The sequence below is a fragment of the Alteromonas confluentis genome (assembly GCF_001757105.1).
GTDB classification, from domain to species: domain Bacteria; phylum Pseudomonadota; class Gammaproteobacteria; order Enterobacterales; family Alteromonadaceae; genus Alteromonas; species Alteromonas confluentis.
On the sequence record NZ_MDHN01000015.1, the window covers coordinates 123,651 to 147,452 of the forward strand.

Here is a 23,802-nt window from a genome sequence, read left to right on the forward strand (position 1 = left end):
TGCCATAACCTGAAATGGAGATGAACACCCCATGCGCATTGCATTAATGAACGAATTTAGCCAGGCATCGAAAAATGCTGTGGTACTTGAGCAACTTGAAGCTGTTGGTCAACAACAGGGTCACGAGATTTTTAACGTAGGTATGAAAGATGATGATGACCATCGCCTTACTTACATTCATTTGGGCATTATTTCTGCGTTGCTGCTAAACAGTAAAGCAGTAGATTTTGTTGTGTCGGGTTGCGGTACAGGTCAGGGCGCGCTGATGTCTCTGAATGCCTACCCTGGTGTGGTCTGTGGTTACTGCATCGACCCTGCAGATGCGTATCTGTTTGCCCAAATTAACGACGGTAATGCGCTGGCGCTGCCGTTTGCCAAAGGGTTTGGCTGGGGCGCGGAACTGAACGTACGCTATATTTTTGAAAAGGCCTTCACCGGCGAAACCGGTCTGGGTTACCCGCCAGAGCGCCGCGAATCGCAAAATGCCAATGCGGTTATCCTTAACGATGTGAAAGCCGCAACGAACAAACCTATTGTGGAAGCGCTGAAGGCACTCCCTGAAGATTTGGTTAAGCAAGCGGTTGGCGGAGCGCAATTCCAGGAATGTTTCTTTTCGAACAGCCAGTCTGAAGAGTTAAGTGCACTCGTAAAAAGCTGGATAAGCTAACGCATTAAGCGCAAATGAAACCTTTAAAAATGCCGACAGCAATGTCGGCATTTTTTTGCGCGCTAGAAACGCAATTTGTGCGGAATAATGGGCGCGATTACCCGTATATATTACATAATTTCAAACGCACGAATGACCCGCTGAACACCACTGACGTTACGGGCAATCTCTACCGCATACGTGCCTTCCTGGTTAGTTACACGGCCCATTAAAAACACTTCGCTATTTTGTACAATAACCCGAACCTGTAGAGAAGGGACGCGTTCGTCAGCCAGTAATTTGGTTTTGACCTTTGATGCCAGCCAAATATCGTTGGCCTGGGTTGAGGCTTCAATAGGCATTTGCAGGCGGATCTGGTTGTGGATCTTCTGCACGTACTCAATTTGTTCCACACCGGCAATTGCCTCATCAATAAGACTTTGGCTTGGCGCCTGGCCTGTCACCAGCGCAACACCGTTGTAGATATCAATCTGCAGGTTGGTGCTTTTTTTCAGCGCATCGCTTTTCGACCACTGATAAGACACCTGGCCTTCGGCTGTCTGATCATCAAGCTGGGTGCCTACCGTGCGACGGTCGTTGGCGACCTTGGCCGTTAATGCACCGGCAGCGCCAACGGCAACCACGGCACAGCCTTGCATGCCTGATAACAGGGTAAGTGCGGTTACCACACAGAGTGCTTTCCTTGTACTACACCACATTAATGTTCGTCTCCATGGTCTGCAGGGAATAACATATCATCAATGCATTCACATAAATTGTGAATGGCAAGTAGATGAACTTCCTGAATTCGCGCCGTGCGGTTAGACGGCACGCGAATTTCTACATCGTGCTCACTTAAGAAACCAGCAATTTCTCCGCCATCCCGGCCGGTAAGCACAACAATCGTCATATCTCTTGAAAGTGCTGCCTCAACAGCTGCAATCACGTTTCTGGCATTGCCGCTGCTGGAGATAGCCAGCAAGATATCACCGGGTTGACCCAGTGCCCGCACCTGTTTGGCAAACACCTCGTCGAAGGCGGTGTCGTTGGCAATGGCGGTTAATGTAGAGGTGTCGGTACTAAGTGCAATCGCCGGCAAACTTGGACGATCGCGCTCAAAGCGATTGAGCATTTCTGAGGAGAAGCGCTGGGCGTCGCTGGCTGAGCCACCGTTGCCGCAAGTAAGAATTTTATTGCCACGAATAAGCGCTTCCACCATCATGTACGCTGCTTTTTCTATGGCTTCAGGCAGGATCTCGATGGCAGAAATCTTAGTTTGAATACTTTCGGTAAAATTCGCTTTTATTTTTTCTATCATATTATTTTACTTAGGTTACGTCTCTGCTTGCCTGATGGGCGGCTAGCGCCTTACACATTTTTCAGCCAGTTCAGCTTGTTACCATCTAATGCTACCACATCCACTCGCATGAGTGTGTGAATTGGGTTAAGGCCCCGAGACAGTAAATAATGTTCAAAGGTGCGTTTTACTTTTCTTAATTTAGATGGGGTAACGAAGTCGACGGCGCTGCCATAAGCATCATCATCGCGGTACTTCACCTCGATGCAAACAATAGTTTCATTGTCTTGCATTACAAGGTCAAGTTCACCGGTTTTTGCGGAGTAATTCGCGCAGATAAACGAAAGGCCCTGATCTTCAAGATATTGTCGGGCCTTTTGTTCACCTAGCTGACCAATTTGAGTGCTCGCCGCCATAGGTTAGCGTCCGGCAGAAATTGATCCGTCTTCAGAGAGTAATTTCACTGCCTGATTATCGATAATGGCCTGGGGCAGCGTGCGAATAACTTCACCTTTTGCGTTAATTCGCATGGTACCACTAAGGCCATCAACTTTAGTTTGCGGCAGTGTCATCATACTCGGCACGTGGGGGAGGAGGTTGTAGGCATCAACACCAAATGCAAACAGTCGCGACATATTGGTACTACGTTGAGGCCATAATGCCTGAGACTGCGATCGTAAATCCTGCCACTGACTTTGCGGCATCATCCACGGCATATCGAGGAAGCGTACGTTTTGTAGATCACGCCATTGGTTTTTGCTGTCATCGTATTCGATAGAGCGTGACGTGGCGAACACGGGAACCGTTTGGCCATTGAACGGGCTCAGGCTGGCTTCCACCATGGGGTTAAGCAACTCGGTTTGCTCTGGCGAAGCAAAAACGATGATGGCATCAACATCCCGGCGGTTCCGGGGCACGTTATACAGTTTCTCGTTGACCATGTATTCGATTTGCTTGATGCGATCGCGACTTTGCGCCACATCCAACGAGGCAGTAATGCCTTCCCGCAGGCTGTTACTATCGGTGAAATCAACCGTGGTTAACTTCACTTTTTTATTGCGGGCGACATTGTCATTCAGCGTTTGCCAACGGGCGGTAAACGCGCTTTTCATTCGTTGGTTTACACTATTTTGTGCCGACACCACGATTGGCGTCTTATAGCCATTTTGATAAATAAAATCCGCCAGTTGTCCGGCTTCGTCTTCTGGCGCGAGTGCGAAAAAGGCATGTTTTGCTTTGGCCTGTGCCAGTGTATTTAAGCTTTGTTCTGCTTGCAGAGTAATATCTGCAAGTACAGGAACATTGCTGCTCTCAAGCACAGAATTGGTAGCTGGTGGCATTGTTGAATCGGTGGGGAATTCTGCGCGGTTCAATGCCAGCATGTAGGTTTCAGGTGAGACCCGGTTAATGATGGCATCCACGTTTTCTTTTAGCAGGGGGCCAATTACCCAGCGATAACCCGCCACAGCGGCTGAGAGGTCGTCAGCGGATTTGTCAACGGTATCAACGAAATGCAATTTTACCGGCGCACGACGGGATTCGTTGTCGTTACTTTGCTGATAATAGGCCGATAGCAAGCCCTCTTTTACGGTAGTACCAGTGGCAGCAAGTTTACCGCTAAGCGGAAGCAGAACCACAACTTCTTGAGGTTCGGTGACATTTGCCTGAGTGGCAGCCAAAATTTCTGCTGGCAGGAACTGAACCAGGGGATGACCCCGAAATACCCGGCTGAATTGCGCTAAGGAACGATTAAGAGCGGCGGCATTCAGGCCTTTTTGTTCAGCTAAATCATACAGTGCTAAATATGGTCGGAGGCTGGAAAATCGGGCTTCTGCAGCGACACGTTCTTTGTCTGAAGCTGCATTTACCCACTGCCACACCTGAGACACCAACTCTTCGTCGGCATCGCGACTGTCGATGAGGGCATCAGCCGCAGCCAGCCATTGATGCTGTTGCGCATACAACTGCGAGTTCAACTCTTGCTGTTGCTGACGCACAGCTTGATCGCCAGAAAGCGGTTGGAGCAGTGCTAGCAGTTCAGACTCTGTCACGCTAGGCTGCGCCATGTAAGCCTTGGCGGTATACAAGTTAGTGAGAATGCTGTGTTCTTCAGATAAAGGACTTTGCTTGAGAGAAAGCAGAATTTGTTGCGCTTTACTAGTTTGCCCTTCATCGAGATAAAGCCCAACTGCGGCTAATAATAGCGCATTGCGCTGTTCAGTATCGCGCTCGTTTAACCACACACTTTGCGCATCGCTAAGTAATTGCGCCGGTGTGACCTCTACATCTACGGCGGGTTTATCGATAACACTTTTCACCGGCGCCCGGGTTTGTTTTGGAGCTGGTGTGCTTCCACAGCCTGCAAAGAACAGTGCGCTGGCGATGAGAGAAAGTTGGGGGATACGAAGACAGCTTGCGGACAAATTCACCGAGAATTCCTTCTACCTGGATACCGGGTCAGTTTAACGGAAACAGGCAGAAAATCTACGTTTGCATGAATAAACTGGCCTTATGACATGGTACAATCATCCCTAATCTCTGGTGGCCCCGCTGTTTAAACACAACCTAAGTGTTTGTTCACTGTATCGATGTCTTTGCTTCGAAACAGGGCAGCCAATCTAATGTTTATTCTGTGAGCTCGCGCTATGATCGAATCTGCAACGCTTTATATTGTGCCTACCCCAATTGGTAATCTTGATGACATTTCGCCCCGTGCGCTGGAAACACTGAAATCAGTGAATTGGATTGCGGCAGAAGATACCCGTCATACGCACAAATTACTGCAGCATTTCACTATTTCTACCCGCACCATGTCATTGCACGAGCACAATGAAGACAAGCGCACAGCCATGCTATGTCAGCGTTTGAAAGAAGGGGAATCGGTGGCACTAGTTAGTGATGCCGGCACGCCGCTTATCAGCGACCCGGGCTTTGTATTGGTGCGTCGATGTCGGGAGGAGGGGATCAATGTGATTGCACTTCCTGGCCCCTGTGCGGCCATTACAGCGCTCAGTGCATCGGGTTTGCCTACAGACCGCTTTATGTTTGAAGGCTTTCTGCCGCCGAAAACCGGGCCTCGTTCACATGTGCTGGAAACACTGAAAGAACGTACATTTACCACCGTTTACTACGAAGCGCCGCGCCGGGTGCTCGATACCATCAACGATGTGAAGAAAACATTGGGGAATGAGCGTCATATTGTTCTGGCCAAAGAGCTGACGAAAACCTTTGAAACTTACGTAGTTGGCTCGGCTGAATCAGTCGCAGAATGGCTCGAAGCTGACCCCGTGCGTCAAAAAGGCGAGTTTGTGTTGATGATCAGTGGCGTTGAAGACGTGCCTCGGGAATTACCGCCAGAAGCTCTGGCATTGCTCAGTTCATTGAAGCCTGTATTGCCGCTGAAGAAGGCTGCTGCGATTGTAGCAGAACACTATAATCTTAAGAAAAATGCGTTGTATCAGGCTGGTCTTGATATGGATGACAGCCAACATTGAAAATATCAGGCGTAGAATAGTCGTACAGGCAGACATTGCCTCAATTCGGTAAGGCCGCTGTCATTTTAACGTGGCGGCAACGAAGATAAGGAACGACCATGATCGAAAGGGTGTTATCAATCGAAATCGCAAAAGGAACCTGGATGTTGGATGTGGTTGCTGAGCGCAACGACAACGGCATTTACGACCTTGTTTACCCTAAAAAGGAAGCCACGGTGCATGTGCATGAAGAGCACATGTATGCATTGGAATACAGTATCAGTGCCCCTGAAGGCACAGAATTCAAAATCTATCTCGACGGCGAATTGTTGCTAGATGACACGGTAGGGGATACCGGTATTTGTCGTGGCAGTACAGTCATTTAGTTGGCGAATTACTCCGCCAAGCTGTCCGTGCAGGCCAATAAATATCGACAGGAAAGCGTTGGCTTTCCTGTCGCTATGATTCAGGGGGCTTTGCGCTCTACCAATGCGTCGCGAATTTCCTGAAGTAGTTTTATATCCTGAGGGGTTTTGATGCTGGTATCTTTTGGGTCTTCAGCTTTTTCTTTCAGCCTGTTTAGCGTTCTCACCATCATAAATACCACCGCCGCCACAATAAGAAAGTTGATCACGGCATTAATGAACAAACCATAATTTACCGTTACTGCCCCGGCGGTTTTCGCCGCTTCTAATGTGGCATATTCGCCACCGGATAAATTCAGATAAAGATCTGAAAAATTAACATTTTTGGTGAACAGGCCGATGACCGGCATTAAAATATCATCTACCAGCGATTTGACGATGGTTGTAAAGGCTGCACCAATGATAATACCCACGGCCAAGTCCAGCACATTGCCTCTGGCAATGAAGCTTTTAAAGTCTTTCCACATTACGACTCCGAAAATTCAAGAAATTGTTTAGATGCGTTTCGGTTTATACATTGCCGGAAATAGAGAAGTTCAACCTGCTATTTAGATAAAGGTTAACCGTTCGAAATTCGGCGGCTCACGCTAAGGTGAATACGGGCTTGTATGATAAATGTAAGGGATAGATAAAAGAAAAGCGCCATGAAGGCGCTTTTGCAGATTAATTGGAAAGGCTGACTTATGACAGACGGCCTTTGAAGTCTTCGTAGGTGAATTGGCGAATCACGTCCAGCTTATCGTCTTTCCGCAGAATACAAATTGATGGATGCTCCACACCATTGAAAAACGTGGTTTTTACCATGGTGTAGTGAATCATATCTTCAAACTGCAGACGATCGCCGATTTCCAGAGGCTTATCGAAGGAATAGGTATCGATAACATCACCTGCCAAGCAGGAATTGCCACCTAAGCGATAGTCATACGCCTTCTCGCCTGGCATTGCGGCACCGCGAATTGCCGGACGGTAAGGCATTTCCAGTACGTCAGGCATATGCGCAGTAGCGGAAATATCAAGAATGGCAATCTTGCCTTCGTTCTCAACAATATCTACCACTTCCGCGATTAACGGACCGGTTTGCCATGCAACCGCAGAACCCGGCTCAAGAATGACATCCAGATTCGGATGACGAGCTTTGAAGTCTTTCAGTGTTTTGATCAGATGATCCACGTCGTAACCGGCGCGGGTCATCAGGTGACCGCCACCTAAGTTCAGCCATTTCAGCGTTGGCAGCCATTTGGCAAAACGCTTCTCGATAGCCAGCAGGGTGCGTTCGGTAGCAAAGGAATCACACTCACACAGGTTGTGACAGTGAAAGCCTTCAATACCAGTTAAATCCACACCTTCAAGCTCAGCTACGCGAATGCCTAAGCGTGAGCCTGGCGCCGCAGGATCGTACAGCGGGGTCTCCGCTTCCTGGTGTTCAGGATTAATACGGATGCCTTTGGACACATTCGGCAAGTCATCTTTGTAGGTTTGCCACTGATTCAAGCTGTTAAACGAGATATGGTTGACCAGCTTTTTAAGCTCAGCCATGTCTGCTTTTTTATAAGCAGGCGAGAACGCATGCACTTCTTTACCCATTTCAGCGGCCAGTTTGGCTTCCCAGACAGAGCTGGCTGTGGCGCCGTGAAGGTAAGGTTTGATGATGTCGAAACTCGACCACATAGAGAAGCCTTTGAGGGCAAGAATAATTCTTGCCCCAGACTCGTCTTGCACGCGTTTCATCAGCTCAAGATTGCGGATGAGCTTCGCTTCTTCCAGCACGTAGGCAGGAGAAGGCACATCAGATCGCTGAGTTAAATCAGTCAACGCAAATACTCCGAATTACTTTTTGAACGGGCTTTCGTCACATTCAATCACGTGCCAAGGCAGGCCGTGCTTGTTCAGCTCGTCCATGAACGGATCAGGATCGAACTGTTCCATGTTCCACACGCCAGGCTTGTGCCATTTGCCTTGCAGCATCATCATGGCGCCAATCATAGCGGGTACACCGGTGGTGTAAGAAACGGCTTGTGCGCCCACTTCTTCGTTACATACTGCGTGGTCACAGTTGTTGTAGATGAAGATAGTCTTTTCTTTGCCGTCTTTAATACCGGTAATGTAGGTACCGATACAGGTCATGCCGGTGTAGCCTTCAGCCAGTGAGCCTGGGTTAGGCAGAACGGCTTTTAAGAACTCAAGCGGCACAATTTTCTGGCCCTGGAATTCAACCGGTTCGATGCTGGTCATGCCGATACCTTCCAGCACGCGCAGGTGGTTCAGGTAGGCATCGCCAAAAGTCATCCAGAAACGGGCGCGTTTCAGGGTAGGGAAGTGCTTAACGATGGATTCCAGCTCTTCGTGGAACATCAGGTAAGAAGCACGTACACCAATGTTCTGATAGTCCAGATCTTCACGAACGCTCAGTGGGTCGGTTTCTTTCCACTCGCCTTCTTCAAAGAAACGACCGCGCTGGGTGATTTCACGAATGTTGATTTCAGGGTTGAAGTTAGTAGCAAACGCCTGACCGTGATCACCGCCGTTACAATCAACGATATCCAGATAATGGATTTCGTCGAAGTAGTGCTTAGCCGCATACGCCGTATAAACGTTGGTTACACCCGGATCGAAGCCCGAACCCAATAGCGCCATGATGCCAGCATCTTTAAACTTGTCCTGATACGCCCACTGCCAGCTGTACTCAAACTTAGCCACATCTTTTGGCTCGTAGTTCGCGGTATCCAGATAGTCAGTTTTGGTTGCCAGACAGGCGTCCATAATTGGCAGATCCTGGTAAGGCAATGCCAGGTTTACCACCAAATCAGGCTTAACTTCGTTGATCAGCTTTTCTACTTCAGCTGCGTTGTCGGCGTCTACAGCAAAGACACCTTTGATACGGTCGGCGCCAATTTCGTTTTGCAGCGCTTCGCATTTAGAAACGGTACGGCTGGCCAGATAAATTTCGTCAAAATATTCAGGCAGACGGGCACATTTTTTAACGGTTACAGCAGCGACGCCGCCAGCACCAATAATTAAAACGCGAGACATATTCTTGTTTCCGTGACGTTAGGTAAATTTGCGCTGAATGCTAGCAGACATCAACTTTTTGGCAAGCAAAGTTAGCCTGCTGGCAGCATTTTTTCAGCCTGGAATTGGAGGGGAGACAACGATTTTTTTCCCCACACGAAAGTAGGGGTAGAGTAGCATGGTTTCATCGCCATTTGGATGCCCTGCATTGATGGCAATCGCATTCAATTGCTTATGTCTGTCGGTGGTTACTGTGGCCGCATACACCAGCACACTGTAACTTTCCGTATCGGTAGTGGTGTCGATAATACGCCACTGTAATTGCTCGATGAGATAGCTTTCATTTTCGCCGTGGCATCGATCATCGGCAAACAAGCAACCCACACGACCGTCTTCATAAATAGCAGCAAACGGATAAAGGGCACTGCAGTGCGGCAACATCAGTTCACACAACTGCAGGGAACGGTTTACCAGCAATTGCAGAGGTTCAGGCAGCTGTTGCGGATTATTTATCAATGTGGCTCTCCTTTATAGCGTTTGGAACGCGCGAGTAGCTGTTCCTGAAAAAGGCAACCCGGTGCAGTGAAAAACTGTAAGGTTTACATGGTTTAGAACGTAATTCTTACACCGACAGATCACATTATCTTGCTCCTTGAAGACCACCAGTATGCACGATTCTTAGCCTTGTGCCATCGGGGAAGAATCGCTTTTCGAGCAAATCTTTGATCGCGAACAACAATTTACCAGAATAGACGGGCTCAACCGGCACATCGTACTGCTGTGTCATATCATCGCAAAAGCTTGTCAGTGCAGCGTTTCGCTTACCATAGCCACCTTGATGATAGTCGTGCAGAATTTGCCATGGGTGTTGTTGCCCCGTTGCTGGTAGTAACGCTTGCACCAGCGACTCCAGATAGCCTTCGCCTTTCAAAACGGCAATACCGGTTACGGAAACCGGATGACTTTTTGCGCCAATTAAACCGGCCAAGGTGGCGCCGCTGCCAACAGGAACCACAATATGGTCACACGCGCTGTTGTCTTCTTCTAACAGCTCCGCCACCCCTTTAAGTGCGTGAGCCTGACTGCCACCTTCAGGAATAAGTACAGACTCAGGATACTGTTTTTGCAAGTTTTCCAGCCAAATAGGATCGGTTCGTTTGGCATACGTGGTCTTATCCAGGTACTGAATGTCGGCTTGCCACGAGGCTAAGTCGCGTAACATCGGCGTGGGATTGGCGGTGTAATCGCCGCGTACCAGTGCGGTGAAGCGAATTCCCAATTTCATGCATAAATAACCGCAGGCATGAAGATGATTAGAAAAGCCGCCACCAAAACTGATGATGTGTCGACAACTGCCGGGTAGGGCATTCAAAGTATGTTTTAGTTTGCGCCACTTATTTCCGGAAATAATCGGGTGAATGACATCGTCTCGCTTTATTTGCATGCTAACAAATTCAGCGCCTGGCCAGTCTGGTTTGAAGTCGGTAAGTGGGCTTGGCGTGGTCAGCGCCAACATTTTTTCGGCAACTTCCGAAAGCTGAGTGTCTGAAACGACGACTTTGTCTTGCATAACGCTCCTGATTCATTGGCCGAATTCCATTCGAGGGCGGCCGCCAACTACCGACCGTGGCAGATATCGGTAAGCAGACTACATTAACAGATGTTAATGAATGATCACGCCCTTCGTAAAGCCTGTAAACATTAAATAAGAAAGGAGTACGCCATGCCTAAGCTCAATGTTGTCGCGCTTTTACTGTTAAGCCTTACTCATGCTGCGCCTGTTTTAGCAGACCCTGAGCGACTCTCCACCGATAGTAACAAGGTGGGGAAAGCCAGGCTGACTTACCTCCTTTGGGATGTGTACGATGCAGTGCTCTACGCGCCAAACGGCAAATGGGCCGAGGATAAACCCTTCGCGCTAGAGCTGACATATCTGCGCGACTTGAAAGGGCGTGATATCGCTGAACGCTCGGCAAAAGAGATGCGCAAGCAGGGATTGAAAGACGAAGATAAGCTGGCTGAGTGGCAGTCTACGATGACCGCCATCTTCCCGGATGTATCTGACGGCGACACACTCACGGGTGAAGTCAATGCGGATAGACATACCCGCTTTTTTTTTTTAATGGCGAGGCTGTAGGCAACGTTGACGATCCTGCATTTACCCGCGCCTTTTTTGGTATCTGGCTGTCTGAAAATACGTCTGAACCGGAAATGCGAGAACAACTACTGGGAGAAAAAGAATGAAAAAGTTTGCGATGTTGGCAGCAGCGGCCTTGTTGATGGGAAGTCTGACGGGTTGTGCGGGCTCAGTGCAAAGCGATGCGTACACGAATCAGCAGCCGAAATTTGATCTGTATGATTTTTTCGACGGCAAAGTGAAAGCCTGGGGCATTGTACAGAACCGTTCTGGTGAGGTGGTGCAACGATTTATTGTTGATATTGATGCCCGACATGACGGTGATACACTGATTTTGGACGAGTCATTTAACTATCAGTTAGGCGACGGTGTGAAAAACCGAACCTGGCGCATCACACCTACCGGAAACAATACGTTTGCCGGTGAAGCGGGCGATATTCTGGGAACCGCAAAAGGCACCAGTTATGGCAATGCTTTTAACTTCGCTTATTCCATGGATTTACCTGTTGATGATACCACCTATGAAGTCGCCTTTGACGACTGGTTTTTTGGCATGTCTGAAGACACCATGATGAACCGCTCTTACATCAAGAAATTTGGCATCACCATGGCGGAAGTGACCATATTTATGCAGAAGCAATAGGGATTTCCGTGCAAGAATAATAAGCTACAAATGAAAAACGCCTCGAAATGAGGCGTTTTTTATGGATTGAAGTTTAATTTCAGCGACTACCCGCTGCACCTGTTATGGAGTCCGGCAGGGCGTAGGCAATCACATAGTCGCCAACCGGGGTTTCCATGAAGTGATGGCCGCCAGCCATGATCACCAGATATTCCTTACCATCTTGCTCATACACCATAGGATTCGCCTGGGCGCTGGTGGGCAGCTCGTCCTGCCATACCGTGTCTCCAGTGTTAATATCAATAGCACGGATAAGGCCGTCAGTGGCTGCAGCAATAAAGATAAGATTACCGGCAGTCACTACAGAGCCCCCGTTATTCGGTGTGCCGATGTTGATTGGCAGGTGGGACGCAATACCAAACGGACCATTATTACGGGCGGTACCCAGCGGTCTGTCCCACAGAGTTTTACCCGAGGCAAGCTCAATAGCACGGATACCGCCGTAAGGAGGTTCTTTGCACAGTAAACCAGTGAACGGTAAGCGCCAGCCCGCATTGACATCAATGCCGTACGGGGTGCCAACCTGGGGATCACCCGCGCCTTCTGCACCACCGGTGGGGCCGCCAAATTTTTCGTTTTCTTGCGCCCGGGTTAGCCAACCTTCTTCATTCACTTCTTCCCGATGTACCAGCTTGTTGTACATGGGCATGTCGTTGTAGTTGGCAATCATAACGCCACGAACGGGATCGATAGCCACACTGCCCCAGTCTGATCCGCCGTTATAGCTAGGATACTGAATCCAGCGCTGGTCAACGGTGGGTGCGGTGTACATGCCATCATAAGCGGCTTCCTGATACTGAATTCGGCAGGCAAGCTGATCGAACGGGGTGATGCCCCACATATCCTGCGGTGTCAGATCGGGTTTACGCAAAGCGTGATAGCCACTGAAAGGTTGCGTAGGACTACGCTCTTGTGGCTCTACGCCGCCCACAGGTACCGGTTTTTCAGTGACTTCGGTGAGCGGTTTACCGGTGCGGCGATCAAGCACATACAAGTCGCCTTGTTTTGATGGCAGCATGAGTGCCGGCACAGTGCCATTTTCGGTGGGGAAGTCCAGCAGCGTCACTTGTGAACCTAAATCGTAGTCCCACACATCTGCATGTACGGTTTGGAAATGCCAAACTGGTTTACCGGTATTAACGTCAATGGCCACCAGTGAGCTGGAATATTCATGTTCTTCTTCGCGGCGCATGGAGCTGTAGTAATCTGCCGTGGAGTTACCCATAGGCAGATAAATTAAACCAAGCTCGTTGTCACCGGTACCTGTGGTCCACATGTTCGGTGTACCACGGGTATAGGTTTCGCCCTCCGGTGGAATGGTGTCGATATCAGGGCGCACCATGTCCCAAGCCCACTTCAATTCGCCGGTTACTGCATCAAAACCTTTAATGACACCTGAAGGTTCGTAGCGTGCCTGACCATCTATTACTTGATGACCGGTTACAATCACACCTTGTACCACATTAGGTACACCCGTAATGGCCACATAGCCGTTCGGGGTTTCGCCCATGTGCTCTTTAATACTGACCTGACCGTTATTGCCGAAGTCTTCGCAGGGTTTGCCGGTTTCAGCATCCACCTCAATAATGCGTCCATCCAGCGTGCCTTCAATAATTCGAGCCTTGCAGGTTGTCTGACCGTCGGCCATTGCCGATGCTGGTGTTTCATAGTACGCCACACCACGACAGGCCGCTGTGTATGGAATGTCTATCTGATCGAGTCCCGCATTGTACTGCCAGATTTTTTCGCCGGTGCGGCTGTCCAGCGCAAACATCTTGTTTAAACCTGAACAAAGATAAAGTCGGTCATCGACTTTAATAGGCGTGGTTTCTGCACCCCAACTCTTCACATCCATTTCACCGGTACGAAACTCCCAGGCACGTTCGAGTTGATCCACGTTTTCAAGGTTAATCTGTGTCAGTGGAGAATAACGGGTGGCCGCGTTATCGCGTCCATAAGAGGGCCAGTCACCGTCGGCAGGGGCGTCGGAAATATCACTGTTGCCGGTAAACGTTTTATAAGAGGTTTTTGCGGTGACAGGAACATCGTCGTACTGATTAAATCCATAAGGCACAAACGCCAGGGCGAACGCTACTGCAAATACCACCACAGAGGCTCCCGCATAGCCGTAAGCGGTTTTCTTGCTAAATGGTTGGCGCAGGCGTGGCATCGTTAGCGCTACAAACAGTGCAAGCACCATGACAACATCGAGTCGGGGTACCCAGCGCCAATAATCAAGCCCTGATTCCCAGGCCGCCCAAAGCACGGTTCCCAGCACCACTAAGCCATAAACCCATACGCCCGCGCGCTGGTTTTTCGCCAGCAGAAAAGCGGAAACAAGCATGCCAATACCGGCAAGAAGATAATAAAAACTGCCACCAACGGCAGCAAGCCAACCACCACCAATAAGCAGGGGAAGACCACAGATAAGCAGCAATAACGCCACGAATAGTGTGAATTTGCTGGTTTTTTTCTGACTGGATGAAGTCACATTACCATCCTTCTGTTTAAGTTACAGACCAGGCTTCCGAACAGGAAGTCAGAGATTCGCGTATGCGTTTGGCATCGCGGGTGGGCATACTGCTGCACTGCCCGGAAGAGGGTTGGTTTCATGCGCTGTGGCGAAACTAACCATATGGGTCGATACGGCAAATAAGGTGAATGGTTCAAGCTTCTGTCACGATTGCGATAAGGTGTTGCCGATTGCCGACAAATCACTTAGCAAGGCCATTTTGGGGAATTTCATTGCGATTGATCATGGATATACGACTAATAGCGTAGGTACTTATGTTATGAAGATGTTAACGGTAAGTGCGGCAGTGTATTCACCGCTTTTATGACGGATGACGGTATTTCAGCAACCATTAGAAAGAGGTGATATTGTTCACTAATACGCACTTGTTTGTTTGGTGTTAATTTTTTCTAGTTTAATTAACATCTTTGCGTGTTTTCTTCACATAGGATGGGCTTTCTTTTCTAGTCACCCGGAGAAAGTATGGGAACACGTACTGAATTTGATCAGCCGTCCTCTGATGCTGAGCCGAATAAATCAGGGCAATACGCCGACTTACACAAGCCGTCTTCATCGTTTAGCAGTCGCGATGACTATTTAGAGCACGAGTTGCAAATCATGGCGCCAAAGCGCTGGCGCCCAAATTTACCGTTTAAAGATTATCGTTTTGAATGGGAAGACACCATTCCCGCGCTCGCCGCAACCATCGGTAAAGTCGTCATGGTGGGGGCAATTGCAGCAACGTTCGCCAGTCAGCTGGGGTTGGGCGATGGTTTCATTCTTGAAAACGTGCGCTACGAGTTAATTATCGTATCGGTGTTTATTTTGCTGTTTTCTGGCTTTTTCCTGCCTACCGCCAACCTGGCAGGTACGCACGGACCGCTTATTCCGCTGATCCCAATTGTGGTGGCGGCTGGTGGTCATCCCATGGCATTTGGTTTGTTGATTGGTATTTTTGGCTTACTGCTCGCTGTGTTCAAAGGGGGAAGTTTGCTCGCCAGCCTTACCAGCCGCGGTGTGTGCGGTGGTTTGTTGCTATACCTGGGATTCATTGGCACCACATCGCAGGTGAAAAAGCTCATCGCCTGGGCTGAAGGCATTGATATGGCGCACATCGCCTTTATCGTTATCTTTTCCACTATCATTTTGTATGCGTTGCTGGAACATTGGAAAAAGCGTTGGCTGGCAGTGCCGCTTAGCTGTCTTATTGGCGGCGGGGTCGCATTTTTGCTCGGGGCACCGTTTGAATTTTCCACTGGTCCTGGTTTACCTAACTTCAATCCCATGTACTGGTGGGGCGATGACACTGGCTGGATGCTAGGGTTACCCACGGTAGAAAACTTTGTTGTAGTACTGCCTTTCGCAGTGCTGGCTGTAGCCATGTGGTCGCCGGATTTCCTTGGCCACCAGGTGTTTCAGAAGATCAGCTATCCGGCCAGAACCGAGCGGGTGCATATGAATATCGACGATACCATGGTATCTGCCGCTACCCGCCAGGTTGCCGGCTCTTTAATGGGCGGTGCGAATTTTACCTCTTCCTGGGGGACTTACATGGTGCCTGCGGCCATTGCCAAGCGTCCCATTCCAGCAGGGGCAATCTTAACGGCGCTATTTTGTGTGTTGGCGGCGGTGATGGGCTATCCCATGGATTTAGCAATTTGGGAACCGGTACTCTGTGTCGCGTTGATTGTGGGTGTATTTGTTCCACTGCTGGAAGCCGGTATGGAAATGACCCGTGAAGGGAAAACCACCCAGTCTGCGGCAATAGTGGTATTTGCCAGCTCATTGGTGAATCCGGCATTTGGCTGGTCTCTCACCATGTTGTTAGATAACCTGGGTCTGATTGGGAGTAAGGAACGCAGTGCTGAATTGTCTCATATGAGTCGCTGGATCATTCCAGGAGCCATGTTTGTGATCCTAACAACAGTGATGGCGTTGGTAGGCTTGCTGCCGGGTATTCCGGCATTGATGTAAGATAAGTTAGATGGCTAGTGCGACAGGCTCTTGCTTGATCGCACTGGCAGACTCATTACCACACCAAACCCGCTTGTCTCACACAGTGGGTTATCGACAAACCACAGTGTCCCGTAGTGCAACGATGTCACCGCGCTCACCATCGACAAGCCCAAGCCGTTACCAGGGGTGGTGCGACTTTGCTCGGCTCGATAAAACCGCCGGTCCAGGTTTTCAAATTCAGCCGTGGGCAGGCCTCTGCCGCTGTCGAATATGGCAATGATGTTTCGGTTTCCGTATTGCTTCAGCAGCACCTCAATGCGACCACTACTTTTCGCATGCTTAAGACTGTTGTCGACCAGGTTACTGAGTGCCTGAAACAGCAAGTGCGGATCGCCTTCAATCTCAACGGCATCGATGTTTGTGGTTAATCTGACTTGCTGATCTTCTAACAGCGGTTCGTACAAATCGATAACGTCATTCACCACAGTATGCAGGGCAACGCGCTCAAATCCGGCGCGCTGTCGCTCACTTTCCACGTCAGCAATGCGCAGCAGGCTGTTAAATATACCCAGTAAGTTGTCGGCTTCAGCCATGGCATCGTCGCGAAGTTCGCTGTCAGGCATGCGCTCAAGCTTACCGCGAAGGCGGGTCAGCGGTGTGCGCAGATCGTGGGCAATGTTATCTGAAACCTGCTTGATGTTTTTCACTGAGTTTTCGATTTTATCCAGGGTTTTGTTAAACACGATTGCCAGTCGGCTTAAGTCATCCCAGTTACTGTCTATCTCCATGCGCGCAGCCAGATTTCCCGTGTCCATAATGTCACTGGCGGTGCGCGACATGCGGTTAATACGGTTTACCACGTAAATGGCAACACCAAAACTCAGTGCAGCAATCATTACCAACATAACAATAAACAGCCAGCCAAGGGCGCGACCAATTTTCTGCGTGCTGTAAAGTGCTTCTACGCTTCGCGCCACCATGATGCGGTATTCCCCTAAAGGAATGTCATCTATTAAGAAGTAATCGCTGGTGGCGAGGTAGCTGTCATTCGCTACGGCCTTGCTCAGGTATTCGGTGATGGGTAACGAGAGAATAACGGGAACGTTTGTTGCGTCGTGGTCTGGTAAGCGTTGTAGATTGCCGGCAAGAATTTTCTGATTACTGTCGTACAGTGCCACGAGTGTGTCGTTACTCGGCAAACTCACTCGCCGGTTCACACTGGATATCGTTTGCTCGATATCGCCGCTACGATATAGTTCGGAGAAAAGGAATTTTTCTGCAGCAATGGCGGAGTGGGCTTCAGCCAGCAGCTTGTCGTCGTCGGCCAGCGACCAGAAATAGAAGATAAACAAGATCCCGGCGGAAGATAAAGCGGTAAAGAGCGCGCCTACCCGGAAGCTTGAGCTGCGGGTAAACGCACCAATTGCAATCAACTGAGGCCCTCAGAAATGCGATATCCCGTGCCGCGAACCGTTTCAATAAGCGGTATGTTGAAGGTCTTATCTACCTTTTGGCGCAGACGACTAATATGCACATCAATCAGGTTGGTTTGCGGGTCGAAGTGATAATTCCAAACCCGTTCCAACAGCATACTGCGGGTAACCACTTTGCCACGGTTTCGCAATAAACATTCTAACAGTTGGAACTCTTTCGCCTGTAGGTCGATTTCTGTTTCGCCACGGGTCACTTTCCGGCGAAGCAAATCTAATGTTAAATCGCCTACCGACAGCTCTGTTTCCTTGCTGGCAGCACCAGGGCGACCTGCAAGACCCTCTGCGCGGGCTAGCAATTCTTCAATGGCAAAAGGTTTGGTGAGATAGTCGTTGGCACCGGAGCGGAGCCCACGAACTTTATCGTCTACCTGACTTTTAGCACTCAATAATAATACCGGTAATGCGGGGTGTACGGCTCTGATTTCTTCCAACACCGTAAATCCATCCATTTCCGGTAACATGATGTCCAGAATCACCAGATCAAAATGTTCATCAAGGGCCCGGTTTAATCCATTTTTACCGTCGCTCTGATGAAAGCATTCGTGTCCGGCAGATTCCAATCCGCTGCGAATATGTTCTGCAACAGTGGGATCGTCTTCAATGATTAACGCTTTCATACATCCGGCTCTGCTAGTTAATGTTAACAGGACTTCTTACGCCAAAACGACGTGACATTGATCACAATAATAAGCGATTTCACGACTAAAACGTCAAATGTGACATTCTTTTAATATTGCAATGTTACCGAATAATCAGTTTATCAACAGTATAGCTGAAGTTTGTTGTTCAGGTTTCCCGAAGTTGAAAACGCATGGCTGGGTTATAAGGGGTGAAGTTTTGAACATCGCCACGGGCAGTAATGCGCTGCACCTCTCGCCAATATTCAGGCGTCATCAAATCACCATGAAGCGACTTGAGAATATCTTTGAATTTCTTTTTACCTACAATGAAGTGTTCGAACTGTTCCGGGAATACATCGTTAGGGGCAACTGATAAGGTGTCCAGCGCGTAGGGATCATCGGATTTGGGCAGTTCGCGGAAATTACGATCTTTCATCAGGCAGATCTCATCGTAATCATAGAATATTACCCGGCCGCCTTTGGTAATGCCGAAGTTCTTATGCAACATGTCGCCGGGGAAGATATTGGCAAGGGCAATTTGTTTTATGCACAAACCGAGTTCATTAATCGCATTGTGAAGCTTATCCTCATTGGTTTCCTGTAACAAATACAGGTTCAGCGGCGTCATTTTGCGCTCGATGTAGAGGTGCTTGATGATTAATTCATCGTCAGTGATTTCCAGGCTAGAGGCACAGGTCGCTTTTAGTTCTTCTATTAATTCAGGCGCCATGCGATTAAGCGGAAAGCGGAAGTTCACATATTCGTGGGTATCTGCCATACGGCCTACGCGGTCAGAGTTTTTCACCAGCTTGTAGCACTCTTTTACGTGCTCGCGGGTGATTTTCTTACTCTCGGCAAATTCATCCTTGATAATTTTAAACACCACGCCGTAGGTGGGCAGATGAAATACCATCATGACCAGGCCGCGGGTGCCCGGCGCGCGTTCGAAAATGTCGTTGCTGTTATCTAGGTGTTGCAGATAGTTGCGGAAAAACACGGTTTTTCCGTGTTTATGGTGGCCAAGCGACATGTACAGCTCAAAGTGCTTTTTATTCGGCATTAACTCCTGCAGAAACGCCGCCACTTCAGCCGGGTACTGGGTATCTACCATGAAGTAGCTGCGGGCAAAGCCAAATATCACGCTAAGATCCTGCCGGTCGGTAAGCAGGGCATCCACATAAATTTCCTGGCTATTATTGGTGTGCATGGAAATCACAAAAGGCAGGGTTTCACCGGGCATACAAATGCGCCCGATCAGGTAGGCCGATTTGCCGCGATAGAATACGGGTTTTAAGATTTCGACTAATTCCACACTGGCGAGTTGCGCTTTGTTCAAACGCTTGCGCAGAGCATTTTCAAGGCTTTCCATGTCGCGCTGACGATCTTCAAAAGCCAGATTAAAGCGGTATAGCTTGTAAATTGACTCATACATTTCAGCGACCGTGGTGGTGGTATCTAAACTGTTTATCACCTGTGCTCGATCACGCCCTGGCAGATAGCAGCGGCTCGGCAGCACAAACATCACATCATTTTCGAATGACTGGTGACGAAACAGGCGACCGATGATGGAATTGTAGAAGGTTTCTGCCAGCTCAAACTGCGGGTGGGTTTCCAGATGGCGGGTATAGGTTTCTTTCATTTGTTGCCAGAAACTGCGATCACGCTGATGCACTTCTACCTGATGGTAGATATCGGCAACCGCATCAGACACGCTCTTTTCGTAGATATTAAGGCGCTCGCGGGAGGCAATTTGTGTTGCTTGCCATTCGCCGTTTTCGAAGCGCTCTTTGGCTCCCCGGGTGATGCGGGTAAACCAGCGATAACTTTTATCGAAGTGGGTGAGAATTTGAAAGGCGATTTTGTTCGCCAGGCGCGTGTCTGTCATTGCCGGTGCTCAATCTGGTTACACAGGCTAACACTAGCACAGCGATTTTAGCGGTCACAACACTCTGGTGAATGCTGACTATCACTAGGATAATTTCAAGGAATGTCAGGCGGCGAAATAGACTTCACCGCCGTTGCAGTCCGCGATGAATTATATCAAGCCTTTCAGACGCGCGAGGCCTAATGCATTGCAGGTGGTCGCATCGAGAATTTCGCCGTTTTTGATTTTCTCATCAAGTTCACTAAGGCGAATTTTATGGCAGGTAAGCCCTTCTTCTTCAGCGTCGAGGTTCTGCTCGGTCATAGTGAAGTCTGTGGCAATCCAAATGTGATAACCCTGATTACAAAAACCGTAGGCTAAATACTGATAACCCACATGGGTCCAACGTTTGGCCAGCAAGCCCGTTTCTTCCTGCAGTTCGCCAGCGGCGAGCTCTGCCGGATCGGCCTGGCCATTCTCTTCCCAGGTGCCTTGGGGAAATTCTAATTGTCGCTTCTCTACCGGATAACGATATTGCTCCACCATGTACACATAATCATCCTGGATCGGAATGACTACAGTGAAATCGGGTTTTTCCATCACGCTGTAAATGCCTTGCTGACCGCTAGGACGCTCGATGGCATCTTCCCGCACTCGCATCCATTTATTCTCGTACACCACTTTACTCGACAGTGTCTTTATTTCTGAAGACATTCGACAGACTCCTTTTAATCCTTTTTGTTATTCCGGTCGTAAACCGAACCGTTATTTTATGAAAGAAAAATGACAGTTCGTCTACGAAAAGAAGACGGTTAACGGATCTTGTCCGATTAGCCTTGGAGTTGCATCGGCAGTTGTGATTAACTCCGATGCGCAACGTAGCTGGCTAGTTGCCTAAAAATTCAGCCCGCTTTAACCGCACGTTGTCCTTTTCAAATAATAAAAAGTCATCCTTACGAGATGCCTAAGTCTCACCCTGACGCCAGAAATAACAGTAGGCGCAACGACGCCAACATTGCAAAACATGCAATGGATTGAATTCACATATAAATTCGGGAACACACTATGCAACAGGAAAGATGCATTTCCTCTAAATTCAGATATTCTCTTCTCTCTGCGGCCATTATCGGCTTGCCTCTGTCTTTTTCAACGCAGGTGCAGGCGCAAACTGACACCATCGCTGATGCCGATCTTGAAAAAATTCAGGTTGTGGGTTCGCGCCGTGTGGGCCGTACCGTGAATGACTCGCCAGTACCCATTGATATCATCGATGCGTCTTCTATTGAGGCGACGGGCCTGACAGAAACTAACATGATTCTGAACCAGTTACTGCCTAGCTTTAACTTTCCGCAGCCTTCCATTACCGACGGTACTGACCATGTGCGTCCTGCGCAGCTGCGTGGCCTGGCACCCGACCACACGCTGGTACTGGTAAACGGCAAACGTCGTCACACCAGCGCACTGCTTAACCTGAACGGTTCAGTGGGCCGTGGCTCATCGGCAGTAGACTTAAATGCCATTCCAGCCAATGCTATCAAGCGTATTGAAGTACTGCGTGATGGTGCGGCAGCCCAGTATGGTTCTGACGCCATTGCCGGTGTTATCAACATTGTATTGAAAGACGCTTCCGAAGGCGGTGAGTTTTCTGCCACTTACGGTGCAAACGTGACCACCATGGACGGCGTGCCAGATTTAAACGGTGTGTACATTAATGATGAAGGTAACTTAGGTTTTGATACCGGTTCCGACCGCAGCGTGACCGACGGACAAACTGCCACCTTGCGCGGCAACATGGGCTTCGAATGGGGCGATGATGGCTTCATCAATGTGTCTGCAGAATATCGCGACCGTGGTCAGGCTAATCGTGCCGATTTCGACCCACGCGAAAACTATGCCCGCGATGCTGATGGCAACCTCGACCCGCGTGAACTGACAGTTAACCGTTACAATCACGTTTATGGTAACGGTGAAGTAGAAGACTACGCCCTGTTTATTAACGCCGGTAAAGCACTCACCGAAAACGTAGAGTTTTATGGTACTGCCGGTGCCAGCACCCGTGATTCCATCAGCGGTGGCTTCTATCGCCGCGCTCAGGATGGCCGAAACATTGTGACCATTTACCCTGACGGCTTCCTGCCGCAAATCACCACCGATATCACCGATACGTCATTACTTGCTGGTATCAAAGGCTACGGCAATGTGTGGAATTACGACCTGTCTGTTACCCATGGTGGTAACAAACTGGAGTACGGCGTAGTAAATACGCTAAACACTTCTGTGGGCCCAACCAGCCAAACTAGCTTCGACGCTGGTACACTGGAATATAACACCACTGTTGTGAATGCGGATGCCTCTCGTCTGGTAGACACCGGTGTGTTCTACAGTGAAATGAACTTCGCCATGGGCGCAGAATATCGTCACGAGAGCTATGAGATCTCAGCTGGTGAAGAAGCGTCTTACCTGCAGGGGCCTTACGCGGCAGGCGGTCTTGAAATTGCCGGTGAAGGCGACACCCTGGCTGCGGCCGGTTCTCAGGTATTTCCTGGCTTTACACCTGCATCTGCTGGCGATAACAGCCGTCACAACTACAGTTTCTATGTAGATTTAGAAGCTGACGTGCTGGAAAACTGGAATGTTGCGGTAGCTGGTCGTTACGAAGACTACTCTGACTTCGGTAGCACTTTTAACTGGAAACTGTCTAACCGGGTGACTATCACTGATGAGTTTGCGTTGCGCGCGTCGGTTTCTACCGGTTTCCGTGCGCCTTCTCTGCAACAGCAGTACTTTACTTCTATCTCTACAGTATTCATTGACGATGTACCTACCGAAACCGGTACTTTTGCGCCTTCCAGTGAAGTAGCGCAGGCATTAGGTAGCCCGGGGCTGGATGCCGAGGAATCGACGAACTACAGTGCTGGCTTCACTTATTCGCCAACGGCTGATTTTAACCTGACTGTAGATTTCTATCGCATCGATATTGATGATCGCATCGTGTTATCGAACAACTTGTCTGGTGAAGCCATTACTGCACTGCTGGCGGGCACCGGTGCGACTCAGGGACGTTTCTTCCTGAATGCTATCGACTCACGGACCCAGGGTGTCGATATCGTGTCTACTTACACGCTGCAAACGGCAGAGTGGGGCGCATTCAACTTCAATCTGGGCGCGAACTTCAACGACAACGAAGTGACCGATGTGATTGATGCACCAGAAGTGCTGCAGAATGCTGGGTTTGACCAGGACAACCTGTTCTCGGGTGTTGAACTGCGTCGCTTTGAATCCAGTTCGCCGGATAACAAGCTCAACCTGGGCGTGACCTGGAACTACGATCGCTACACCACCACACTTCGCACTACCCGTTACGGTGAAGTGGAAGATCCAGCTTCTACTGCGGCAACCAATGAAATCATTCCTGCTGAGTGGATCACCGACCTAGACGTAAATGTGGCACTAACGGAAGGATTGTCGGTATCGGTAGGTGCTAACAACCTGTTTGATGTGTACCCGGAAGCAAGCCGCTACCTGGTTGAGTCGCCGTCTACATTTACTAACCTGTTCCCGTATTCTGGCTTCTCGCCTTACGGTTTCACTGGTCGTTATGTGTACGGTAAAGTGACTTATCGCTTCTAAGCGTGAAGCTTACAAAAAAGCCGGCGGTTCAGTGAAGTGTCCGCCGGCTTTTTGTTAC

The 23,802-nt window shown here is 49.3% G+C and carries 21 protein-coding genes and 1 pseudogene; 8 read left to right on the forward strand and 14 right to left on the reverse strand.

Going from position 1 to position 23,802, the window contains the following annotated elements:
- Positions 1-31 precede the first annotated feature (31 nt).
- Positions 32-667, forward strand: coding sequence for an RpiB/LacA/LacB family sugar-phosphate isomerase (locus BFC18_RS07505; RefSeq protein WP_070124867.1), 636 nt, complete (start codon positions 32-34; stop codon positions 665-667).
- Positions 668-777: 110 nt separating this feature from the next.
- Here BFC18_RS07505 and BFC18_RS07510 read toward each other — a convergent pair whose 3' ends face one another.
- Genes BFC18_RS07510 through BFC18_RS07525 form a run of 4 tightly spaced genes read right to left on the reverse strand, consistent with a single transcriptional unit; the run spans position 778 to position 4,372 of the window.
- The gene (locus tag BFC18_RS07510) at positions 778-1,335 is read right to left on the reverse strand and encodes a BON domain-containing protein (protein WP_245680358.1); all 558 of its coding nucleotides are present in this window, start codon (positions 1,333-1,335) and stop codon (positions 778-780) included.
- Between the two features lie 29 nt (positions 1,336-1,364).
- The gene (locus BFC18_RS07515) at positions 1,365-1,964 is read right to left on the reverse strand and encodes a phosphoheptose isomerase (protein WP_070124870.1); all 600 of its coding nucleotides are present in this window, start codon (positions 1,962-1,964) and stop codon (positions 1,365-1,367) included.
- Positions 1,965-2,014: 50 nt separating this feature from the next.
- Complete coding sequence (locus BFC18_RS07520) at positions 2,015-2,359, reverse strand: YraN family protein (protein ID WP_070124872.1); 345 nt, start codon at positions 2,357-2,359, stop codon at positions 2,015-2,017.
- Positions 2,360-2,362: 3 nt separating this feature from the next.
- A complete protein-coding gene (locus BFC18_RS07525; protein WP_070124874.1) occupies positions 2,363-4,372 on the reverse strand; it encodes a penicillin-binding protein activator in 2,010 nt (669 codons plus the stop codon).
- 216 nt (positions 4,373-4,588) lie between these two features.
- On the opposite strand from BFC18_RS07525, the gene rsmI reads away from it, so the two are divergent.
- Both rsmI and BFC18_RS07535 read left to right on the forward strand, forming a co-directional pair.
- On the forward strand, positions 4,589-5,437 hold the full coding sequence (rsmI, locus tag BFC18_RS07530; RefSeq protein ID WP_070124876.1) for a 16S rRNA (cytidine(1402)-2'-O)-methyltransferase: 849 nt from the start codon (positions 4,589-4,591) through the stop codon (positions 5,435-5,437).
- Between the two features lie 98 nt (positions 5,438-5,535).
- Complete coding sequence (locus tag BFC18_RS07535; RefSeq protein ID WP_070124877.1) at positions 5,536-5,802, forward strand: hypothetical protein; 267 nt, start codon at positions 5,536-5,538, stop codon at positions 5,800-5,802.
- An 80-nt stretch (positions 5,803-5,882) separates the two neighbouring features.
- On the opposite strand, the gene mscL is transcribed toward BFC18_RS07535, so the two are convergent.
- From mscL to BFC18_RS07560, 5 genes are all read right to left on the reverse strand, one after another.
- Positions 5,883-6,308 (reverse strand): large conductance mechanosensitive channel protein MscL, encoded by a 426-nt coding sequence (mscL, locus tag BFC18_RS07540; RefSeq protein ID WP_070124879.1) that lies wholly within the window; start codon positions 6,306-6,308, stop codon positions 5,883-5,885.
- 214 nt (positions 6,309-6,522) lie between these two features.
- Positions 6,523-7,653 carry a carboxynorspermidine decarboxylase gene (nspC, locus tag BFC18_RS07545; protein ID WP_070124881.1) on the reverse strand — a complete coding sequence of 377 codons (1,131 nt, stop codon included), beginning with the start codon at positions 7,651-7,653 and terminating at the stop codon, positions 6,523-6,525.
- Between the two features lie 15 nt (positions 7,654-7,668).
- Complete coding sequence (locus tag BFC18_RS07550) at positions 7,669-8,871, reverse strand: saccharopine dehydrogenase family protein (protein ID WP_070124882.1); 1,203 nt, start codon at positions 8,869-8,871, stop codon at positions 7,669-7,671.
- Positions 8,872-8,964: 93 nt separating this feature from the next.
- Positions 8,965-9,366, reverse strand: a complete 402-nt coding sequence (locus BFC18_RS07555; RefSeq protein WP_070124884.1) for a hypothetical protein — start codon at positions 9,364-9,366, stop codon at positions 8,965-8,967.
- A gap of 124 nt (positions 9,367-9,490) precedes the next feature.
- Positions 9,491-10,420, reverse strand: a complete 930-nt coding sequence (locus tag BFC18_RS07560) for a 1-aminocyclopropane-1-carboxylate deaminase/D-cysteine desulfhydrase (protein ID WP_070124886.1) — start codon at positions 10,418-10,420, stop codon at positions 9,491-9,493.
- 153 nt (positions 10,421-10,573) lie between these two features.
- On the opposite strand from BFC18_RS07560, the gene BFC18_RS07565 reads away from it, so the two are divergent.
- The 3 genes and pseudogenes from BFC18_RS07565 to BFC18_RS07570 all read left to right on the forward strand — a co-directional run bounded on the left by BFC18_RS07565 (position 10,574) and on the right by BFC18_RS07570 (position 11,630).
- A complete protein-coding gene (locus BFC18_RS07565; RefSeq protein ID WP_083272966.1) occupies positions 10,574-10,987 on the forward strand; it encodes a hypothetical protein in 414 nt (137 codons plus the stop codon).
- Positions 10,988-11,019: 32 nt separating this feature from the next.
- Positions 11,020-11,094 (forward strand): annotated as a pseudogene (locus BFC18_RS21890) (chalcone isomerase family protein); the annotation flags it as partial.
- Positions 11,091-11,630, forward strand: a complete 540-nt coding sequence (locus tag BFC18_RS07570; RefSeq protein WP_070124887.1) for a DUF3833 domain-containing protein — start codon at positions 11,091-11,093, stop codon at positions 11,628-11,630. The pseudogene BFC18_RS21890 and the gene BFC18_RS07570, both read left to right, overlap by 4 nt.
- A 79-nt stretch (positions 11,631-11,709) precedes the next feature.
- Here BFC18_RS07570 and BFC18_RS07575 read toward each other — a convergent pair whose 3' ends face one another.
- Entirely contained in the window at positions 11,710-14,160 is a 2,451-nt protein-coding gene (locus BFC18_RS07575; protein WP_070124889.1) for a membrane-bound PQQ-dependent dehydrogenase, glucose/quinate/shikimate family, read from the reverse strand.
- 504 nt (positions 14,161-14,664) lie between these two features.
- Between BFC18_RS07575 and BFC18_RS07580 the strand changes: the two genes are divergently transcribed.
- Positions 14,665-16,155 (forward strand): DUF3360 family protein, encoded by a 1,491-nt coding sequence (locus BFC18_RS07580; RefSeq protein WP_070124891.1) that lies wholly within the window; start codon positions 14,665-14,667, stop codon positions 16,153-16,155.
- Positions 16,156-16,169: 14 nt separating this feature from the next.
- Here BFC18_RS07580 and BFC18_RS07585 read toward each other — a convergent pair whose 3' ends face one another.
- The 4 genes from BFC18_RS07585 to BFC18_RS07600 all read right to left on the reverse strand — a co-directional run bounded on the left by BFC18_RS07585 (position 16,170) and on the right by BFC18_RS07600 (position 20,828).
- Positions 16,170-17,570 carry a sensor histidine kinase gene (locus BFC18_RS07585; RefSeq protein WP_070124892.1) on the reverse strand — a complete coding sequence of 467 codons (1,401 nt, stop codon included), beginning with the start codon at positions 17,568-17,570 and terminating at the stop codon, positions 16,170-16,172.
- On the reverse strand, positions 17,567-18,247 hold the full coding sequence (locus tag BFC18_RS07590) for a response regulator transcription factor (protein WP_070124894.1): 681 nt from the start codon (positions 18,245-18,247) through the stop codon (positions 17,567-17,569). Before BFC18_RS07590 ends, BFC18_RS07585 begins: the two co-directional genes overlap by 4 nt.
- Positions 18,248-18,416: 169 nt before the next feature.
- Positions 18,417-20,135: a bifunctional isocitrate dehydrogenase kinase/phosphatase gene (gene aceK / locus BFC18_RS07595; RefSeq protein WP_083272967.1), complete on the reverse strand. Its 1,719-nt coding sequence runs from the start codon at positions 20,133-20,135 to the stop codon at positions 18,417-18,419.
- Positions 20,136-20,285: 150 nt separating this feature from the next.
- The gene (locus BFC18_RS07600) at positions 20,286-20,828 is read right to left on the reverse strand and encodes an NUDIX domain-containing protein (protein ID WP_070124896.1); all 543 of its coding nucleotides are present in this window, start codon (positions 20,826-20,828) and stop codon (positions 20,286-20,288) included.
- Positions 20,829-21,179: 351 nt separating this feature from the next.
- Between BFC18_RS07600 and BFC18_RS07605 the strand changes: the two genes are divergently transcribed.
- Entirely contained in the window at positions 21,180-23,744 is a 2,565-nt protein-coding gene (locus BFC18_RS07605; protein ID WP_070124898.1) for a TonB-dependent receptor plug domain-containing protein, read from the forward strand.
- Positions 23,745-23,802: the final 58 nt, after the last annotated feature.

Excerpts from the sequence above, each read along its gene's own strand:
- BFC18_RS07520 (WP_070124872.1), bottom strand. The coding sequence starts at position 2,359 with ATGGCGGCGAGCACTCAAATTGGTCAGCTAGGTGAACAAAAGGCCCGA.
- aceK (WP_083272967.1), bottom strand. The coding sequence starts at position 20,135 with ATGACAGACACGCGCCTGGCGAACAAAATCGCCTTTCAAATTCTCACC.
- BFC18_RS07600 (WP_070124896.1), bottom strand. The coding sequence starts at position 20,828 with ATGTCTTCAGAAATAAAGACACTGTCGAGTAAAGTGGTGTACGAGAAT.
- BFC18_RS07560 (WP_070124886.1), bottom strand. The coding sequence starts at position 10,420 with ATGCAAGACAAAGTCGTCGTTTCAGACACTCAGCTTTCGGAAGTTGCC.
- BFC18_RS07550 (WP_070124882.1), bottom strand. The coding sequence starts at position 8,871 with ATGTCTCGCGTTTTAATTATTGGTGCTGGCGGCGTCGCTGCTGTAACC.
- mscL (WP_070124879.1), bottom strand. The coding sequence starts at position 6,308 with ATGTGGAAAGACTTTAAAAGCTTCATTGCCAGAGGCAATGTGCTGGAC.
- BFC18_RS07565 (WP_083272966.1), top strand. The coding sequence starts at position 10,574 with ATGCCTAAGCTCAATGTTGTCGCGCTTTTACTGTTAAGCCTTACTCAT.
- rsmI (WP_070124876.1), top strand. The coding sequence starts at position 4,589 with ATGATCGAATCTGCAACGCTTTATATTGTGCCTACCCCAATTGGTAAT.
- BFC18_RS07580 (WP_070124891.1), top strand. The coding sequence starts at position 14,665 with ATGGGAACACGTACTGAATTTGATCAGCCGTCCTCTGATGCTGAGCCG.
- BFC18_RS07515 (WP_070124870.1), bottom strand. The coding sequence starts at position 1,964 with ATGATAGAAAAAATAAAAGCGAATTTTACCGAAAGTATTCAAACTAAG.
- BFC18_RS07505 (WP_070124867.1), top strand. The coding sequence starts at position 32 with ATGCGCATTGCATTAATGAACGAATTTAGCCAGGCATCGAAAAATGCT.
- BFC18_RS07570 (WP_070124887.1), top strand. The coding sequence starts at position 11,091 with ATGAAAAAGTTTGCGATGTTGGCAGCAGCGGCCTTGTTGATGGGAAGT.
- BFC18_RS07605 (WP_070124898.1), top strand. The coding sequence starts at position 21,180 with ATGCAACAGGAAAGATGCATTTCCTCTAAATTCAGATATTCTCTTCTC.
- BFC18_RS07535 (WP_070124877.1), top strand. The coding sequence starts at position 5,536 with ATGATCGAAAGGGTGTTATCAATCGAAATCGCAAAAGGAACCTGGATG.
- BFC18_RS07590 (WP_070124894.1), bottom strand. The coding sequence starts at position 18,247 with ATGAAAGCGTTAATCATTGAAGACGATCCCACTGTTGCAGAACATATT.